We start from the raw sequence: 17174 nt of genomic DNA on the forward strand, positions 1-17174 counted from the left end.
GGTAGCTCTGCTACCACTTTTTGCTACCACCAGCAATACACCGGGCCTCAGCTGAGTGCCTCTTCCTTCCGGAGAACGCGATAGAGGCGCGCTTCACCGCCCGTACCGGGGACAAAGTTTTCGGTGGTGAAATCCTCATCCTTGAGCTCTAGCGGACGGAATACGCGGTCAAAGAATTTTTGTGCTGAGGGCACGTCACCTGGAGCAGCGATATCTAGATACGCATGGCGGAAGAACCGCATGAGTGCTCGAAAACCGTTTGTACGGTTCAACATCATGCCGCGCCCCTGATCGTCCCATGCCACTGGCCACCTCCTTTTGACTGCATCGAAGTAGTTCGAGACAGTCTCGGTGATCTCCAAATCCCGCTCGGCGACAAAGAGGTTTCTCAGCGGCATGCGGTAGAGGTCGCTGTCAACGGCCTTCTCCAATGGCTTATCGCGCAGAAGATCATCTCGGTCCTTTTTCGGTGCCGAGCTAAGATACGGCATCAGGGCCTCAACGAAAGTGGCTTGTGTGATCGGTTCGAACACACGACCTTCTGTGGCGAAGCCCAACCTCTTGATCCGCGAGTGAAGAGGCCCCTTCTTGTCACGGTCCAGCGCTACAGCAATGTTATGGCACGTCTTCTGGGGACTGCGCGTGCGTGCGAGCGAGAATAAATCGTAAACTAGGCTCTTTTGAACCTTAGTCTGTTCTAGGTTCACAGTAGCGAAGATGTGCGCTTGATCGGAGATGTCAGCGCCGACGAATATCGTTACCGGAACGTCGAAGGTAGCCCCTCTGAACGCATTCAATCCGGCAATTCGGTGCTGGCCATCCAAAACTCTGGCCAGATGACCGATGGCAATGGACGGAGCTTCCTCCTCGGGCCGCTTGTTCGAAACGGTCATAGTGTTTTTCTTGTCGTTGAAGAGCGCGTAATCCTCTTCAATTGCAAGGATGATCGAGGTCGGAAATGATGCGTCCTTGTAGTTCACGTACTCGGACAAGCTCCGCACGCGCCTGTCTTCGAGCGGACGCTGTATGCCGAGGTATCGCTCGATGTCCCGCTCTTCTTGCAAGACGCGCCGCACATCGAAGTACGACATACGTATGAGCGTTTTGAAGGGAATGGACGCGACGAAGATATCGCCAATCGGCTGCGAGGCACGGATGCAGCTAAATTCGTACTGTATCGGATCTGGATCAACCAGTTCGAGTTCATCCTGCATTGGGGCGGTTCTCGAATTGAGTTGAGAAAGCATCCTCTTCTCGCGGCGTATCCCGAACAAACTCAGTCATGGCATTTCGATACGCCGAAGCGGTAAAGATACAGTACAACGAAAAAACGTAAACGATGATGGACGTCCAAAATATCCCATTTGGATTGAAGTGAACGGGGCTGTCCTGCGGCAGGAAGATAGGGTTCTTCATCAAGCTGAACGCAAAACCGGCAAACAGGCAGATCAGCGCGGAGAACAGCACGAATGATACACCATGCGGAAAAGCAATGTTGAAAGCGAACCGATTTTTGTCTTCAGTGATCTCTCCATACCGCCGCGTAATGATGTAAATCAGCGGCCCTACGAGAGCGGCGCAGTATACAAACAGCTCCCCACCCGTGATCGTTCCGACCAGTTCATGGGAGAAGCTCACGTCCGTCTTGAAGATGATCGGACCGAGCAAAGGCATGATCCACAGCGGCATAGTGGAAAAGAATGTAGTGATAGCCAATTCTTGAAAGGCCTCTCTGAAATCGCGAGCAGAACACTTCCTGAACTCTCGCGAGAACGGCACGACATACGTCATGACATTCAAAAGCCACCAGAAACCTCGTTCAATCTGCTGCACGATCAATCTCAGTAGTTTGTGATGACAACCTCGGAGGTCTCGCCCCTAAAGCTCGCATCTCCTGATAAAACAGAAAAACGTCGAACTTTGCGGATGCGGGTACCCTGATAGAGTTTTCGGATGGAGCTGTGGTCGGCGTTCGTGAGCATAAAAAGTGCGCCACGTTCGGAAGCGCGTTCCAGCGCCGACTTCAGACGCAATTGATCGGACCACTCGAACAAAGCCTCGTTGTACTTTATGAAGCCATTGTTGTTATGCTTCACTGTGTAGGGCGGATCGGCGAATATAAAATCTGACGAGCGGGCAGCCTCGATTGTATTTTCGAAGTCGGCAGCCGCTATCGTCGCTGCGGCAAGGCGCTTCGCCACCTCCGAGAAGTTATCGGTATCCAACAGGACAGCAGTCTTTGTCCCGAGGGGAACGTTGAATTGGCCGCGCTGGTTCACTCGGTACAGACCATTCCAGCAGACCCGATTTAGGTACACGAATGCTGCCGCCCTTGTGGCTGATGTCCGGTGACTTTGCGCGCGAACTTGATAGTAGTGCGATGCGCTGTGACTTGCGGCGTGAAGCGCTAGGTGGCGCGCAACGCGCTTGTGGTCCTCTCTGATAGCCGCATAGCACTCGACGAGAGCCGCATTTCGGTCGCTGAGGATTGCGCGCTGGGGATTGAGGCCGAAAAAGATTGAGCCTGAACCTAGGAACGGTTCGATGTAGGTATCAAAGCTCTCGGGGAAGAGGTGGGGATAGCTTCTCAAAAGCCACCGCTTACCACCTGCCCACTTCAAGAATGGCACAATGACCTGCGGCTCACTAACGAACGCAGACGTCTCACTCGATACCGCTCGCAACATGCACAATTCAGCAAGCGTGCGCCCACTAGCGCCACGCTCGTCGCCCCCTACTGCAAGTTGCACAGTACCGGCCTTTCGACGGATGTAAACAGTTGTAAAGATCCTAAATGGCGTATATATTCTTTACAGATCGGCTCTGGAGGACCCCCGACGTGCCCGCAACTCCCCTTGTCATCTACATCCGCGTTAGCACCTCCGGCCAAGGCCGTTCAGGTTTGGGCATAGAGGCGCAACGGCACGCCCTCTCTCACTTCGCGGCTTCGGAGGGATACGAAGTGGTTCGGGAGTTCGTGGAGGTGGAGACCGGGAAGGGAGCCGATGCACTGGACCATAGGCCGCAGCTCAAGGCCGCGCTGACCGCCGCACGTAAGCTCAGGTGCCACGTAGGCGTTGCGAAGCTCGACCGTCTGAGCCGCGACGTCCATTTCATCTCTGGGCTCATGGCTCACAAGGTGCCCTTCCTGGTTGCCGAACTCGGCCCCGACGTCGACCCTTTTGTGCTTCACCTGTTCGCCGCTCTCGCCGAGAAGGAACGCGCGCTTATCAGCACACGGACCCGGCAGGCTCTCGCGGCAGCAAAGGCTCGGGGGGTGACCCTCGGTAACCCAAGGCTCCACGTGGCGCGTAAAAGCGCGGTAGAGACGGTGTCGGCCTCGGCTGACAAGTTCGCCGCCAACGTTCTGCCCATCATCCGCGAGGCACAGAAAGCCGGCGCTACCACGCTAAGGGACATTGCCGCTGCACTGAATGCCCGAGGGGTCGCGACGGCTCGCGGTGGTCAGTGGCACGCCACGTCCGTAAGCAACATCCTTGAGCGCGCGTAGGGTCGACGACAACAGACGCAACGTTCTTGGTGATCCTCGCCACCACCTCGTGAGGTTAAACGTATCGGACTTGCCGGCCACGGCGGAAAGCCTCGGAGTTCGGCTCGTGCTGCGTAAGGAAGAAAGCGCCCGCCCCGGCGGCTGGGTCCCATGCGAGTTTGAAAAATGGGTCCCCTTTTGCGATATGGGACCCTAAGCCGGTCGCAAGCTCAGAGCGATTTCAAGTTCCTTCGGCTAAAGGTCGTCGCCGCCGCCCAGCTGACGACAGCAGTGTGAAATCCTAGGCGATATCGTCATGCCTCTCAGCGGGTCCCAGTGCATGGCCGTTTCTGATGTCCGCTTTGGTGCGGATTGTGTTGCAAAACTCGTTTCTGACTTGGGGGCGAGCTTGGCTTTGGAGTTTCGGCGGTTTTTTTGGTACGGCGTGTCGGCGGTTTCCATTTTGCTGGTGGATTTCAGCACGGGACTGCCAGTTGTGGCGGGAGACGGCAGATTAGCTTGGCCAGCCGCCTCAGGTTCTTCGCGGTGGCTGTGAGCAGCACTTCGTCCCTGACGCCATTCAGGCCCCGCAACCGAAGCCGGTCGAGCCTGAGAATGCGTTTCATATGAGCAAACCGCATCTCGACCTTTTTGCGCTCGCGGTGCGATTGCTCGAAGGCTTCCGTATTGGCCAGCGCACGGACATGATCGCGCACATCTTCGTTGACGTCACGGGTAATTTTGCGCACGACCGCTGTCGTGCATTTGGGCTTCAAGGCGCAGCCAGAGCAATCGCTCTTGCTGGCCCTGTAGTAAACGATGTGACCTTGATCGATATTGCCGGTGCTGGTCAGTTCCGCGCCACCCGGGCAAACATAGACATTGCGCTTTTTGTCGAAGACGAAGTCCGCTCGGCTAAAGGTGCCATCGGGGCGTGCCGACTTGTCCCACACCGGAACGTGCGGCGTGATCTTGCGATCCACTAGCCATTTGAGCAATCTGACCGCGCCGTAAGCCGTGTCGCCTGCCAATCTCTTGGGGCGCAGATCGAAGCGACGCTCAACACGGTCCACCATGATCTGGGTGACAGCAATCTCAACTGCACGGTTCGCGCGCGTGCCTACCGCATCGAGGATGATCCCGGCCTTGTTGTCGATCAGATAGTTCGCATCATAAGCAAAGAATGGATCCACGCCCGGCCTCGTAACCCATGTTGCTTGCGGATCGTTGAGCGAGACTTCCTTGGGAGGCTTGCGGCGACGGCTGCCTTCACTTGAACCGCCGCCGTCTTCATCGCCGTCCTTATCGCTATTGGCGGCATCAAGCGCTGCGATGTACTCGCGCACCGCATGGGATGCTTCCTCCGCCTTTGGCCAGGTAATAGGCTGGTCGCCGGGAAGTCGCCTAGTCTTGTTCACATCGGCCTTGATCAGGCTCGCATCGACTGAGAACGCTTCGCCTCCGACCAGCCCCGCCGAAATACACAGCGCCACTACACGTTCAAAAACCCGGCGTAAGGCATCGCTCTCACGGAAGCGTTCGCGCCGCGCCCGGCAAAACACCGAGTGATCAGGGATATGATCCTCGATGCCGAGCTTGCAAAACCATCTATAAGCCAGATTGACCTGGACCTCGGCGCAGAGCCGACGCTCGGAACGAAGTGCAAATACGTAGCCCAAGACCAGCATCCGGATCATGAGCACCGGATCAATCGAAGGCCGGCCAGTGTGGGAGTAGAATGGAGCGAGCTCGTTGTGCACCCAACTCAGGTCCAGAAAACCGTCGATTTGCCGTACCAGGTGATCAACCGGCACCACCTTGTCGAGATCAAAGGAGTAAAAGAACTGGCCCTGACCGCTCTCCTGCCGACCTAACATCCGCTGCTCCCGCAAATGCCGCCTCAAACGAACGGAATCACGGTTCGCGAGTCGTCTCAACCGGAGTTTTGCAACACAATCGTGCGTGTTACGGACACAAGTCGAACATCGGGCGAGGTCCCAAAAGGGCCAATAGCGGCTGTGTTGGTTGCCTTTTCGGGATAAGCTTTTCGAGCCGAGGGCTGAGAAAATGAAAAAGGACTGGATGAAGTTTTTTCGCTTGGAAGACGGGCGTCTCTTCAAAGAGGGCACGCTTCTTTCATTTCCGGACCATGAGTTTCTCGGTGTGCTCGGCATGGGAGCAAGTGGGGTCGTTTTCAAAGCCAAGAATAAGTGGTTGGATCGAGAGGAAGCCTTGAAAATTTGGTTGCGGATTAAGCCATCGGACGACCGTGACAAGATTATTCAGGGTACCTTTGAGGCCCAAAAGCTCGCCGAAGCGGAGATACCCACAGTCCTACCTGTTTACGCGGCCGGCGTTGCAAACGGCAACTTCTACTCGACAATGCAGGTAATTCGCGGACCCTCCTTGAGAACAATCTTGCGAGATCAGAGGACTGACGCAGACACCCGCCTTATGTTGGCGCAAAAATACGCGAAGGCCCTGAATGAGCTCGCAGACGCCGGTCTGGTTCATGGCGATCCCCACGCAGGAAACGTGCTGCTGCGCTTTCCCGCTCCAAACCTCACCTATCATTACTCTGACGGGTACATCTTGGAGGGGGTCGGCCCCATTGGAGTTGCCACTCCTGTCTTCTGTGACTTTGGGACGTCTCGATATATGGGAAAAGGGGGCATCCTACTGCGCAACCGGCGAGTTTCAATCGAAACCCTGTTCGACATTTTCGATGATCCTGAGATCAAGGAGTTGGACGCCGCAAAGAAGGCGCTCCGTGCTCTATCCGAATACAGAGTCAAACAAGACCCGCAGTATCCAATGGAAGCTAGGCTCGCACAGGACAGTATGCTCAGCGACGTTCAGCGAGTTTCAAAACAGCAGGCACTTTGGCATCCCAACAAGCCTCTAAGCGAGGTGACTCAATCCATGCTTGACGACCGGATGTTCACACAGTTCTGCGTTTACGCGGCCCATAAAGTACGCAAGGCTTGGCAAACAAAGAACCGGCCAACCTCTGACTAAACTTCGCCTTTGGGTCAGACACTGACCCTCGGTCTCCTCTGGGCCATTTCCGTTCTGCCCTTGCCGGCTCAACCGGTTGACGCAACACAGGCATTAAATCTCTCTGCTGGCGTTTCAAATTGCAAGGTCTCACGTGGCCGTTCGTTTAGTCGACCACTGTAGGATGCGCATGCCCATACTCGCTCAACTCAGGCAGAGACGCCTTTAGAAGCGAGCCCTTGCGCGCCTTGGGTACTAGCTGCAGCGCTTCGCGAAACGTGCGAGCGTGCGAGCGTTTTATTTCTAGGATCGAGAGATTGCCGTGCAACTGGACGAACATGTCGATGGCTCTGCCGTACTCATGCACGGTGCCCTCTGGTCTCTCGCGCTCCTTCTTCCAGCCCTCCAAGGCTTCCTTCAATGTCCCAGAGGCGGTTGTGATCGAAACCGCGAAGGCTGTGGTGTGGGCACGGGCTCACCAGCGTTGCGCTGCTCGATTGCCTGCAGGGCTCGCACATAGCCTCTCAGCACCTCAATGCCTAGCTTAGGATACGCTACGCTCCGTCTATCTAAATCGATTTGAAACGCATCCAACGCATCGACAATGTCATCTTCAACCGCAGAGATGTCGCCCAACGCGAGAGCCTCGCGAAAATCCTTGAGGCTTTCGGCGAGCTGTTCGCGGTTCTCAGCAAGCTGTGCAGGCGAGAGGCCGTATGCAGGTAGGGTCTCATAGGGAAATGCCCAAGGCCCACTCAGCGGACGCCCCTCCAGCCGAATGTGCTCCGCTTCCATGCGTTTAAGTTCATCGCGGCCGTATCGTGTGCGCTCGTCCCATGCCAGAGCCTTCGCGTAAATGTACTCCGCCATTCGCTTGATTTCGGTATCGGTGAGGTTCGCGCGGAGTGCAGCCTTTGCCGTTGGCTGCTTTACGAGAGCCTCGGCTTCCCTAGGGGTGCGGTCTATGTCGGCAAGCGCGTGCGGGGCTCGTCGTGTAGCCTCGCGACGATCCTTCGTTGCCAATGATTTTTTGAGATAGGCTTGGGTCGGCTTCTTGCTGCCTATTATGCGCGCAACGGCGGCTTGGAGCCTTTCGGGAACCTTGCGCTGAACGCACCAAACCCCAGCGGAGTTCTTGATCAGATATGGCATCGCATGCATCAAAAGCTACCAAGATTCGCTACCAGTCAAGTAGCAGCAAAGCCATTGATTTGTGCGATGTTTTTGAAATCTCAGCGCTTCTAGAGCCGCTGGCGCTCCCTAGGGGAATCAAACCCCTGTTTCAGCCTTGAGAGGGCAAGGTCGATCCACTCAGCGAGTATCTGAAACGAGTCCTATAGAAGTCAATCACGGCTCGTCTGCACGAGCAGGCGTGACCGCACCAATTTCGCACCAGAAACGACCTCACGGGAACGCAACAAACGCGATGGAACGCAGACGAAACCGCAGCAAAATCAACAATCGCATTCTCTATCCTGCCGCTCATAACGGTCTGGTTGCAGGTCGCGTCCGACTCGGTCCACCAGTGAGATCAGAGCACTATACCCAGGAGCGCAAAAAGCGCCCCCACAGTAATCGCCGTGGGGTCGAGACGACAGCGCGTTGTCTAGCGGATCATCCGAACAGCAGCTATAGAACGCTCTTTTCCCATGCGATTTAGGTTCCGGGCCGCGATTGCAGGATATGCCGCAGCGATGCGCCGCGTAACAGGCTGGAAAGAGAAGACCGAGGGACTCTGCTTCCCCGGAATCTGTGAACAGCCTGTGGTCAAGCCCGATGACGAGATCATCACCCTGATCATGATATTTCCGCGCTTGAGGCCACACACATAGCCGGCAAGTGTCGATGATGAATGCAAGAGCGCTTCCCGGCGCGTGAAACCAATCGATCGCAAATCGACGGATGGCTCGCGACAGATGCGGAGCAGATACGTCCAATGCGTTGTTCTTCTTTCGGGTGGGCAAGCTTGTACTACCAATGCCGCCGCCGGCCTGGTTTGCCGTGGTGGCCTCGATGTAGATCTCAAACGCCATTTTGTCGGTAAGAAGCCAGCAGGTCGGTGGCTGCGATCGATCGCCCTAGCTAGACGTCCTCTCGAGTCTTGGTTTGCGCGTCATAGATTCTGACTCGAAGCATGGGAAACCGCTTCTTCAGCTCGCGCGCCAGTTTTGGTCCCGTCTCTCGTCGCTAATTCAGTCTCGAGTCGCCTATCGATTTCAAGTGTGTAATCTGAATGCGGTAATTCACGGGCCATAGCGACCATCTTTTCGCTTGAGCACAGTCGGAATCGAGGTTGGCTATTTAGCCCAAGTCGCGCAAATAGCGCCAGCTCACTCCTATGTTCACTGCGTTTTCGACCGTTGAAATTCTCGATTTGCTGCATGAAGGCACGATGGAGATTTTCGGTTGTCGACTGCGGCCGACGGAGCTCGCAATCGCAATCCCAACGTCGCGCGGCGGATTCCGACCACCACGATCACGATGACGTGGTGCTCGGGGCAGCGGCAACGCCGTCACATTTCATAGAAACCCGCAATTCAACTCATTTCCGAAAGAGCTTGAATCGTACGTAAGGTCATATTGTACTCTATCGATCGCGCAGAGCTGCGCCTCGGTTGCCGCAATTGGGACGACATTCATCGCGAACGTGTCGACTGACGGAAAGCACCGCCTGGCATGAGTGATGCTTGTTGAAGTAAACGAGACGTTAGACCAAATCAATCGATGCAAGCGCACACGGCAGCCGCCCGATCCTGCTGGACTAGGCGGGAGAGAGCCGTGGCGCTTTCTTCATCTTTCGCAAGCGCGCTTGCAGCGGTGCCGTGTCGCGCTGATGGGCGACGAACGAAGATGATGCATGAGCGAACTGGCATGAGGGATACAGCTCGACGGTCACCCTCAAGATCACTTATTGCAAACGGGGAAGCGCGGAAGTGGATAATATCAAATCGATGACGCTACAGGAGCTGCGCTCTGCAGTCGCTGGCGGCAGGGTCTTGGAGATAAGTACGACAACGGGCTGTGTCGTCGGGTGTTCTTATTGCTCGCAGGACAGGTTTGCTGAACGGCAAAGAGCGAGATCCGACGTAAAGCATCTTTCTCTGCAAGATTTCAAGCGATGCCTGGCGAGCGTACCAGCAGCTGTCGACATCAGCTTTTCCGGGTATTCGCAGCCTTGGCTCAATCCGGCTTGCACCGAAATGGTTGAGCATGCCTACGCGTGTGGCCATGGAATTCGGATTTTCACAACTCTGGCCGGAATGAATGGGCAGGATCTAAGACGCTTACGTGCGCTGCAGTTCCGCGTTTTCCTGGTGCAGGTTGTTGATGACGGCACGTACACGGATAGCGGTCTCGTCAGGCGCAACTATGTCGATTTGATGCGCCAACTTGTCGACGCCGACATTTCATCACTGCTCTTCATAGTCATGGGCGAGGTTCATCCCGAACTTGTCGACATCATTCCTGACGAAGCGCTGGTCCGCTTGCGTCCGCCGCGCAGGAGGGCTGGCAGCGGCGAGCTTGAGATGGTTGAAGCACGACAGCCAATCGTTGGAAGACTGACATGTCCTGACGAACGGCAATATCGTAATGTTCTTCTCCCAAACGGCGATGTTACTTTCTGCTGCATGGATTTTGACCGACGACACGTCTTGGGCAACCTCCTGCGCGACAGGTACAAGGATCTCTTCGAAGGGGCGACTTTTCGCAACATTGCCGATCGCATGAACGGAACGGACGGCTTTCTGCTTTGTCGATCGTGTGAATTCGCTGAACCAACAACGTCGGAGAGCTGATCTTTGAGAGCAGTTAGGCCGCTGCCTGATCGAAGCGAATCGCGAGCCCTGGCGAAGGTCGGCCTGCAGCTCATCATTACATCAGCCGCGGGCACGACCCTGCCATAAACGGAGGGTCGCCATGGCCTGGAGCATTTTGTGGGTCGCCGGTCTGCTGAAGGTCGCCTGGGCTACCCGGCGGAATCTGATTGTTGTTTCCGTGCCACGCCCTTGTCTTGTCAGGCCCTGGAGAACCCCATCATTCTTCTGAGGCGAATGCCGCTCTCTCTCAAACTCAAAAGGCGGCGTCTTGGCATAACCGCGAGTCCATGGTTTCCAAGAATCAGGGCCGAGATGGCATCGTTCCTGCCGAGCTCGCGACTTTGTGTCTTGCGCCGTTCGCGCTTACGAGAGTTTGAGACCATCTTACTCCTTTGAGCATGGTCGGGAGGACGTGGCGCCAAACCGGACGCTAAAGTGAACATGGATCAACTTGCGCCCGGCAAGCCTGCCATCTGCGCAAAAGCGCCGTCCGCCTCGCCGCTGCTTGGCCGACGTGTCCTGCCGTGATTTCCCTTGCTAGGCTGTTAACGAACGGTTCCGTGATCCGCCAGCAGCGCACCGCGCGTGCTGCAACTGAGCAAGAAAGCTCAGAACTGCGGATCTTGTGCTCACTATAAAGACCCGAGCTTGACGCGGCCGGGGACTGCGACCGGGCGTGCATAGCGGCTCCGCGTCGGGATAAACGTCAAACGGAGGACAAAGGAACTACGCCGCGACTTTCGACGCGGTTTTGACCCTCTGCAGGGACTATCCTCAAAGCGCCCTGAACACTCACACGCCGTCGGCGGCTCCCCTCAAGTCCGCGTTCGAACCGATCCCGGCATGACGATCCTTCGCTGGCTCATTCAGCAGCCCGGCGAGCCTGAGGCCTTCAAGGACTCCTTCGAGCCGCTGTTCGCGAATGATTGCGGCGAGCAGCAAAACGGCCTCCTCCGGTGGACGGTGAAGCAGACGTCAGGCGCTTGCTGAACCAAGAAGTCCAGCAAGTCCGGAAGGTCAACAACGTGGTGGCGTAAGGTCGAGACCGCATCATTGGCGAGATAGGTCGCCAAATCCGCATTCGCCGGCGGATCAAAGTCCAAGTCGACCTCGGCGCGCTTCTCGATCGCCTGTCGGATCAACTCGCCCTGCCGTCTTGCATTCATCGAGAGCATGAACACCGCATCCGCGAGCTTCTCGCGCGGCAAGCTTCTCAGTTCGGCTATGCATGCCTGGATGTCGACAACCGAACTCTCACGGCCTACCTCTGCTCCCCGCGCGTTAGCGGCTGCCCTGCTCTTTTGTACTCGAATCATCATAATGCTCTCCGGCCGGCGATATATCCCCGCGATACAATGCGTCGCGCCCTTGTTTTGGATCCGCTCGATTTGGCTGTCTTCGGGAATATCATGGGGGGAAGCTGGGAAGCTGCGGTTGTCCACCATGCAAGGGCCTGCCCCGTTGCCCCGATTGAATGTGCCCGGGTGAAATCTTGAGTCCCGCGCATCTCGTTGCATCGCGACAACGCCGCATCCTGCCAAAGTCAGGCGCTCCCCTGAAGCTTCAACCAAACTTGAATAGCACACCGTAACCGCCCCGTGGGTAGCTCCACTTGATATCACCGCTTTCTTCGCAAATCACCCGGCAGGTGCCGCACTCGAGACACCCGTCGACTGTAACCTCAACATGACCCTTATCGTTGAGATCGTAGCACCGTGCTGGGCAAGCCTTCAGCATTGATAGCAGCTGCGACGATGGCGTGGTGTGCGGCCGCACCTTGATATGGGCGCGGCCGGAATCAACAAGATAACGGTTGTAGAATAGTTTGTCCTCGACACGTTGGGATGGCTCGCACGGCATTGATTCTGGCTCCGTCAATCGTCGTTATCTTTGGTTCGTGATCAGCGCCAGGCCCGGGCAATGCGGACGGCATCGCTGAACAGTCCACTCCACGATCGCGCCTTGATGAACGAGTTCAGCGTCAGCTTCTCTTTCTCGAGCTTTGGTGTGCCGTCGACGCGCACGTAATCCTGCATTGCCTTCGAGAAGAGCTGCGGATATGTGAGAAAGAAGTTCTGCGAGTGGGTATGCAACAGTGCCGGCATATCCTTGTACTTCTTCAGGTCCTTGATTACGAAGGAGTCATTCAGCATTTTTTTGTAAAGCGAAAGATTCTTCGCCGTCATCGGATCCTTTCGCGATCTGATAAGACAGATCGCTTCCGCCGCGATACGGCCCGACGTCATCGCCAGATTGGACCCCTCGCGATGGATGGCGTTGTTGAGCTGGGCGGCGTCCCCGACGACGACCCAGCCCTCACCACAAAGCTGCGGGATCGCCTTGTACCCACCTTCGGGGATCAAGTGCGCGGAATATTCCTTTACTTCCGAACCCTCGATCAGCGGCGCAACGGAGGGGTGACGCTTGAAATCCTCGAGCAAGCCGTAGGGCGTCTCGCCGGTACGCTGGAAATCGGCAACAAGACAGCCAATACCGAGCGAGATGCATTCCTTGTTGGAATAGATGAAGCCCATGCCGGTCATGCCGCGGGAGATGGTTCCGACAGCTTCGATGACGAGCCCCTCGTCGCCTTTGAGACTGAAGCGAGCATCGATTGTCTCGCGCGACAGGAAATGCATCTCCTTGACCGCGAGTGCCACGTTATCCGGTTTCGGCCGCCCTCTTAACCCCGCACCCGTCCCGAGCACTCCGTTCACCCCCTCGGCCAGCACGACGACATCTGCATGGATTTCACCGCCATCGCGGTCTGTGCGCACCCCGACCACCCGCCCAAGTGAATCCTGGAGGAGCTCGGTCACCGTGGTCTCGCACAGCACCGTGGCGCCGGCCTCGCGGACCTTCTGCGAGAACCATTTATCGAACTGAGCGCGGATGATGGTGTAGCGGTTCGGCTTCTCCTCATTGAAATCATCGGAGCGATAGTGAAGCCCCGTGTGCGAACGCTCGTCCATGATCCAGAAGCGCTGCTCGACCAGATGCCGCTCAAGCGGTGCATCCTCGCGGAAATCCGGGATCAGCTTCTCCAGCATATCGGCATAGAGGATGGCTCCTTGCACATTCTTAGACCCCGAATACTCCCCGCGCTCCAGCTGCAGCACTTTCAGGCCACGCTGGGCCATCGTAAGCGCCGCCGCATTCCCGCCCATGCCAGCACCCACGACGATCGCGTCGAATTTTTCCTCGATCATAACAAGCTCCCTAGCCGGCGATGCGGTCGTGCGAGTGCGGCGACAGCCGCGCGCGGAATGCAGAGGTCAATGCCGGCAACAGTCGAATGGCGTCGGTGACGATACCGATATGGGCGAAGTCGAAGATCGGGGCGTTCTTGTCGGTATTGATGGCAACGATGAGGTCGCCACCCTCAACTCCGACGCGATGCTGGATCGCCCCGGAAATGCCGGCCGCGATGTAAAGCTTTGGCCTAATGGTTTTCCCAGTCTGGCCGATTTGTCGGTCCGAGGTGACCCAGCCCTTTTGGACCAGCGGCCGCGAACAGCCGTATTCGGCGCCAAGCACGTCGGCAAGTTGCTGTACCAGCTGGAAGTTCTCAGGCGATCCCAGACCGAGCCCTCCAGCGACAACCACGTCCGCATAGGCAAGGTTGGACTTTTTGGAATCGCGGTCCGGCAGGAACGAGAGGACTTTTGTGACGATATCTTCTTCTACAAGCCCGAGCGGATGCGAGATGACGCGCCAGACGGCCCCCGTCACGCGCTCGGGCATCGGCATCACGCGCGGGCGGACGGTTGCCATCTGTGGACGATAGTTGAGTGTGTAGATCGTGCACAGCAGTGAACCGCCAAACGTCGGCCGGGTCGCTGCAAGCGAGCCGTCGGGATCGACATCGAGCTCGGTGCAGTCGGCAGTTAGGCCGGTGAGCAGTGTGGTGGCCACTGAGCCGGCGAGATCCCGGCCGAGTGTAGTTGCCCCTAGGAGTAGGATTTCCGGCTTGTACGTATTGACCAGCTCTGACAGGGCCTTGGTATAAGATTCATTGCGATAGTCGGCCAAGAGATGGTCCGCGACGATATAGGCGAGGTCGGCGCCGTAACAGAAGGATTCGGCGACCGCCTGCTCCGTTGTCTCCCCGACCGGGCCGATGACAACCGCGGCGAGGTCGACGTTGAGCTTGTCAGCGAGCCGGCGGCCGGCACCCATCAGCTCCCAGGAGACGGGGTGCACAACCCCGCGTTCCTGCTCGATGAAGACCCAGACGTGCTTATACGCCTTAAATCGTTCGGGTAGCTCCCTCTTGGTCGCTGCGCGACCACCACCCGCGGCCGGAGCTGCGCTTTTGGGTGCGGTGCTCATCATCTGTACTCCCATCCGTTGTTCAGTAGCGGTTCGCCAGCGGAGCGCGCTCCGCCCCCAGCTTTGAATTCGCGCTTGAGGATTGCTTCAGTCAAAAGTTCGGCCGGGTGCCCGCCGCCATTCAGTCGGCGCCGCCTGCCAGCAGCGCGGGGCCGAGACAGACATTGCTCGATGTGTCGACGAGCCCGGAAGCACGCGTCTCGGGTTCTCCACGCCGCTCACGCGAGCCGATCGATTTGTCCCCCTCATCTTCGAGATGCAACCGAACTGGAACGGATCGAGGATATGGCGGAGGCTCGGCTGATATCATTATCCGCGTGCTTGCCTGTGAAAACGCGATCCATTGCTCCGAATGCGCTCGATCTCTCGCCGATCGCAGCGGCAAGTCCGCAACTCTTGGCGAGGGCGCGAGCGCCGGGGTCCCCCCCGTCAACGGCGCCGCGCGACCGGCGCTGGAGAGCAAGGACTGCCCCGGCGAAACCTCGGCCATGGATCGGCCAACGGGGGTGATATCGTCGACGAACCTTTGGCGCGGATCAAGCGCAGCTTTCAGCTGAGCCGGGTCGGAATATGCGGCCATCGCTTTGGCGTCGCGACGCATCACGGTGCCGACAGGCAGCGCGCGCGAACCTGCGCGACATCAAAACCAACATCGATGCGGACCAAGATGTGCATGCGCTTCTCCAGACTGGCTGAGCATATGTCAGCAATTGTCGTACCAATTGCGTAGGCGATTAAAATTGGGCGCCAATACAGACTCTGGCTGAAGGAAATTGGGTTGGCTGCCTCTCACGACGATCGGACCATTCGATAGCCGAGTCGAGGCGTGTCCGGAATGCGACACAAGGCAGTCATCCGAATCTGGTGGGCTTTCCTCGCCAAATGTGCGCTTCCCGCTGCCGGCGTACATTGGAGGAGATAGGAGCTTGAAAGGATGGACAAACCAGCGCTCAGTCGTGATTGGCATTTAAGGAGAGCGGAGTGAGTGTTAAAGCTGCGGATCCACGAGGCCACCGCAACTTCCGTTTGAATTGGAAGCCCTAGGGATGTCAGCTCCGGACTTTCACGGTCCAGAGCACGAGATATAAACTCGATTCACTCCAAGGAACCGAGCTGGACCAATGCTGGATGCTCATTCGGTTGTGGCGCTGCCGCATCCTTGAGGACCTTGAACACGCGCTGTTCGATCGGGGATGACGTAACGAAGTCGGCATAGGCGCGCTCAAGCGTAGCCTTACAACGCAAGGCGATGTCAGGATCGGATGCACCGGTCAACTCCTCACCCGCAAGATATTGACCCATGCGACGCAGGATGTGAAGCCGCGCCACGTTGATGATCTTCTCGTCGTACTCGACGCCGAGCAGTGCAAAAAACTCCTCTGCTGCCGAGGCCTTCTGCAATTGCGAAAGGATGCCGTCCGTCATCATTCTCAACCTCCATCTAGAGATCCGCGCCCAGAAACCATCCGGGCCGAATGTTTCAACCTGATCGCGCGCGCGCATGGCTGACCAACCGATCACCCGCCGCTGATGAGGGAGCCCTCGTGAATATCGCGCCAGCTTGCCACCACCGTTCCTGGGCAACCGGCCTTTGTGCTCGATGGCATGCTTGCGGACGCGCGCGATGATGGTTTCGGTTTGCTCGGCGGTTATCGATAGCTGCAACTCGGACAACAGCGAAGTGATCGCGGCAAGCCCTGAATGCTTGCCGATCACAATGCGGTGGGAGCGACCAAGCAATCGCGGGTCCAGCGCTTGGTAGGTAAGCCGGTCTTTTCAACGGAGTCATCGAGACGACGCAGATGATCACGCCGTCGTCCTGCCATCCGGCTCTCTCCGCTCTCCTCGCCGAAGCAAAGATCAAAATCATTGCATTCCGTGCAGACCGGCGTAGTACACATCACCAGACCGTCATCTTCGCATAGCATGCGATAGAAGAAGCGCTTCCAGCGCATCTTCTTGGAGTTGCGAGCCGCTAGCGGCCCGAAATGGCGCGCCAGGAGGCGGGACAATTCGTCCCGCTTCCGCAGACCGAGATCTTCCCACAAGTGATTGGGCTCCATGGCGCGCCGCGCGATCATCGTCGCCAACCAGCCGCCGACCTCGCTATGGGTGGAACGTTGCGCAAGCAGGAGGTCGCGCACCATAATTGTCTCGTCAGGAGCCGCTGACGCGGACTGTTCGCGCCAGGTACACCTTCTGAACGGGCTGGACGGGAAGTATTGCACTAGGAGCGCATTGAGCTCCTGGCTAGTCAGGCCAGCCCGTTCGGGAAGTTGGCCGCCATCCATAGCGGATGCGGCGAGAACGCAAGCGAGCACATGGCGATCGAAATCGTAATCATCGCTGATGTCGACTTCTGTTGGATGGCTGCCAGTCAGAAGGCCGTAGAGCTTACTTCCATCGCGCTGCTCGGCGACGTGAGCTGCCGATACAGGAGGTAACACCGTATCGGCCAATTTCCTTTGTGTACCAATCATGAGGGTCCCCCAGCATCTGAGTGGACGATGTCGGCCTTCCCGGATCGAGAAGGCCGA

General features: G+C 57.3%; 14 protein-coding genes, 1 tRNA gene and 1 pseudogene. 3 read left to right on the forward strand and 13 right to left on the reverse strand.

All coding sequences use genetic code 11. The features are described from left to right. Window positions 1–47: 47 nt before the first annotated feature. From ABIB80_RS33930 to ABIB80_RS33940, 3 genes are read right to left on the reverse strand one after another with little or no spacing between them, the layout of a single operon-like run. Complete coding sequence (locus ABIB80_RS33930) at window positions 48–1214, reverse strand: DGQHR domain-containing protein (RefSeq protein WP_354129053.1); 1167 nt, start codon at window positions 1212–1214, stop codon at window positions 48–50. Then, complete coding sequence (locus tag ABIB80_RS33935) at window positions 1204–1833, reverse strand: hypothetical protein (protein WP_354129054.1); 630 nt, start codon at window positions 1831–1833, stop codon at window positions 1204–1206. Before ABIB80_RS33935 ends, ABIB80_RS33930 begins: the two co-directional genes overlap by 11 nt. Window positions 1834–1841: 8 nt before the next feature. After that, complete coding sequence (locus ABIB80_RS33940; RefSeq protein WP_354129055.1) at window positions 1842–2687, reverse strand: DNA adenine methylase; 846 nt, start codon at window positions 2685–2687, stop codon at window positions 1842–1844. A 107-nt stretch (window positions 2688–2794) separates the two neighbouring features. Between ABIB80_RS33940 and ABIB80_RS33945 the strand changes: the two genes are divergently transcribed. Next, window positions 2795–3511 carry a recombinase family protein gene (locus ABIB80_RS33945; protein ID WP_354129056.1) on the forward strand — a complete coding sequence of 239 codons (717 nt, stop codon included), beginning with the start codon at window positions 2795–2797 and terminating at the stop codon, window positions 3509–3511. Window positions 3512–3966: 455 nt separating this feature from the next. Here ABIB80_RS33945 and ABIB80_RS33950 read toward each other — a convergent pair whose 3' ends face one another. Next, window positions 3967–5367: an IS1182 family transposase gene (locus tag ABIB80_RS33950; protein WP_354129057.1), complete on the reverse strand. Its 1401-nt coding sequence runs from the start codon at window positions 5365–5367 to the stop codon at window positions 3967–3969. 190 nt (window positions 5368–5557) lie between these two features. Here ABIB80_RS33950 and ABIB80_RS33955 point away from each other — a divergent pair, with 190 nt between their 5' ends. Beyond that, window positions 5558–6508, forward strand: a complete 951-nt coding sequence (locus ABIB80_RS33955) for a protein kinase (RefSeq protein WP_354129058.1) — start codon at window positions 5558–5560, stop codon at window positions 6506–6508. Window positions 6509–6904: 396 nt separating this feature from the next. Here ABIB80_RS33955 and ABIB80_RS33960 read toward each other — a convergent pair whose 3' ends face one another. Beyond that, window positions 6905–7639: a DUF6538 domain-containing protein gene (locus tag ABIB80_RS33960; RefSeq protein WP_354129059.1), complete on the reverse strand. Its 735-nt coding sequence runs from the start codon at window positions 7637–7639 to the stop codon at window positions 6905–6907. Window positions 7640–7738: 99 nt separating this feature from the next. Continuing rightward, a tRNA-Glu gene (locus tag ABIB80_RS33965) sits at window positions 7739–7803 on the reverse strand. Between the two features lie 1617 nt (window positions 7804–9420). Between ABIB80_RS33965 and ABIB80_RS33970 the strand changes: the two genes are divergently transcribed. Beyond that, on the forward strand, window positions 9421–10284 hold the full coding sequence (locus tag ABIB80_RS33970) for a radical SAM/SPASM domain-containing protein (RefSeq protein WP_354129060.1): 864 nt from the start codon (window positions 9421–9423) through the stop codon (window positions 10282–10284). A gap of 887 nt (window positions 10285–11171) precedes the next feature. Here ABIB80_RS33970 and ABIB80_RS33975 read toward each other — a convergent pair. The 7 genes and pseudogenes from ABIB80_RS33975 to ABIB80_RS34000 form a co-directional block, all read right to left on the reverse strand. Continuing rightward, the gene (locus tag ABIB80_RS33975; protein ID WP_354129061.1) at window positions 11172–11750 is read right to left on the reverse strand and encodes a hypothetical protein; all 579 of its coding nucleotides are present in this window, start codon (window positions 11748–11750) and stop codon (window positions 11172–11174) included. A 118-nt stretch (window positions 11751–11868) separates the two neighbouring features. Next, the gene (locus ABIB80_RS33980) at window positions 11869–12165 is read right to left on the reverse strand and encodes a ferredoxin family protein (protein WP_354129076.1); all 297 of its coding nucleotides are present in this window, start codon (window positions 12163–12165) and stop codon (window positions 11869–11871) included. Window positions 12166–12206: 41 nt separating this feature from the next. Further along, the gene (locus tag ABIB80_RS33985; RefSeq protein ID WP_354129062.1) at window positions 12207–13514 is read right to left on the reverse strand and encodes an FAD-binding protein; all 1308 of its coding nucleotides are present in this window, start codon (window positions 13512–13514) and stop codon (window positions 12207–12209) included. Between the two features lie 10 nt (window positions 13515–13524). Then, window positions 13525–14640 (reverse strand): electron transfer flavoprotein subunit alpha/FixB family protein, encoded by a 1116-nt coding sequence (locus tag ABIB80_RS33990; protein WP_502918760.1) that lies wholly within the window; start codon window positions 14638–14640, stop codon window positions 13525–13527. A 1092-nt stretch (window positions 14641–15732) separates the two neighbouring features. Then, complete coding sequence (gene nifW / locus ABIB80_RS33995; protein ID WP_354129078.1) at window positions 15733–16065, reverse strand: nitrogenase stabilizing/protective protein NifW; 333 nt, start codon at window positions 16063–16065, stop codon at window positions 15733–15735. Window positions 16066–16293: 228 nt separating this feature from the next. Further along, window positions 16294–16353: pseudogene (locus ABIB80_RS39485) on the reverse strand (hypothetical protein); the annotation flags it as partial. Then, entirely contained in the window at window positions 16350–17117 is a 768-nt protein-coding gene (locus ABIB80_RS34000; protein WP_354129063.1) for a nitrogen fixation protein NifQ, read from the reverse strand. The gene ABIB80_RS34000 and the pseudogene ABIB80_RS39485, both read right to left, overlap by 4 nt. Between the last annotated feature and the right edge of the window lie 57 nt (window positions 17118–17174).

This window comes from Bradyrhizobium sp. i1.15.2 (assembly GCF_040548425.1).
GTDB lineage: Bacteria > Pseudomonadota > Alphaproteobacteria > Rhizobiales > Xanthobacteraceae > Bradyrhizobium > Bradyrhizobium canariense.

Excerpts from the sequence above, each read along its gene's own strand:
- ABIB80_RS33930 (WP_354129053.1), bottom strand. The coding sequence starts at position 1,214 with ATGCAGGATGAACTCGAACTGGTTGATCCAGATCCGATACAGTACGAA.
- ABIB80_RS33940 (WP_354129055.1), bottom strand. The coding sequence starts at position 2,687 with ATGTTGCGAGCGGTATCGAGTGAGACGTCTGCGTTCGTTAGTGAGCCG.
- ABIB80_RS33945 (WP_354129056.1), top strand. The coding sequence starts at position 2,795 with ATGGCGTATATATTCTTTACAGATCGGCTCTGGAGGACCCCCGACGTG.
- ABIB80_RS33950 (WP_354129057.1), bottom strand. The coding sequence starts at position 5,367 with ATGTTAGGTCGGCAGGAGAGCGGTCAGGGCCAGTTCTTTTACTCCTTT.
- ABIB80_RS33955 (WP_354129058.1), top strand. The coding sequence starts at position 5,558 with ATGAAAAAGGACTGGATGAAGTTTTTTCGCTTGGAAGACGGGCGTCTC.
- ABIB80_RS33960 (WP_354129059.1), bottom strand. The coding sequence starts at position 7,639 with ATGCCATATCTGATCAAGAACTCCGCTGGGGTTTGGTGCGTTCAGCGC.
- ABIB80_RS33975 (WP_354129061.1), bottom strand. The coding sequence starts at position 11,750 with ATGGTGGACAACCGCAGCTTCCCAGCTTCCCCCCATGATATTCCCGAA.
- ABIB80_RS33980 (WP_354129076.1), bottom strand. The coding sequence starts at position 12,165 with ATGCCGTGCGAGCCATCCCAACGTGTCGAGGACAAACTATTCTACAAC.
- ABIB80_RS33985 (WP_354129062.1), bottom strand. The coding sequence starts at position 13,514 with ATGATCGAGGAAAAATTCGACGCGATCGTCGTGGGTGCTGGCATGGGC.
- ABIB80_RS33990 (WP_502918760.1), bottom strand. The coding sequence starts at position 14,640 with ATGATGAGCACCGCACCCAAAAGCGCAGCTCCGGCCGCGGGTGGTGGT.
- nifW (WP_354129078.1), bottom strand. The coding sequence starts at position 16,065 with ATGATGACGGACGGCATCCTTTCGCAATTGCAGAAGGCCTCGGCAGCA.
- ABIB80_RS34000 (WP_354129063.1), bottom strand. The coding sequence starts at position 17,117 with ATGATTGGTACACAAAGGAAATTGGCCGATACGGTGTTACCTCCTGTA.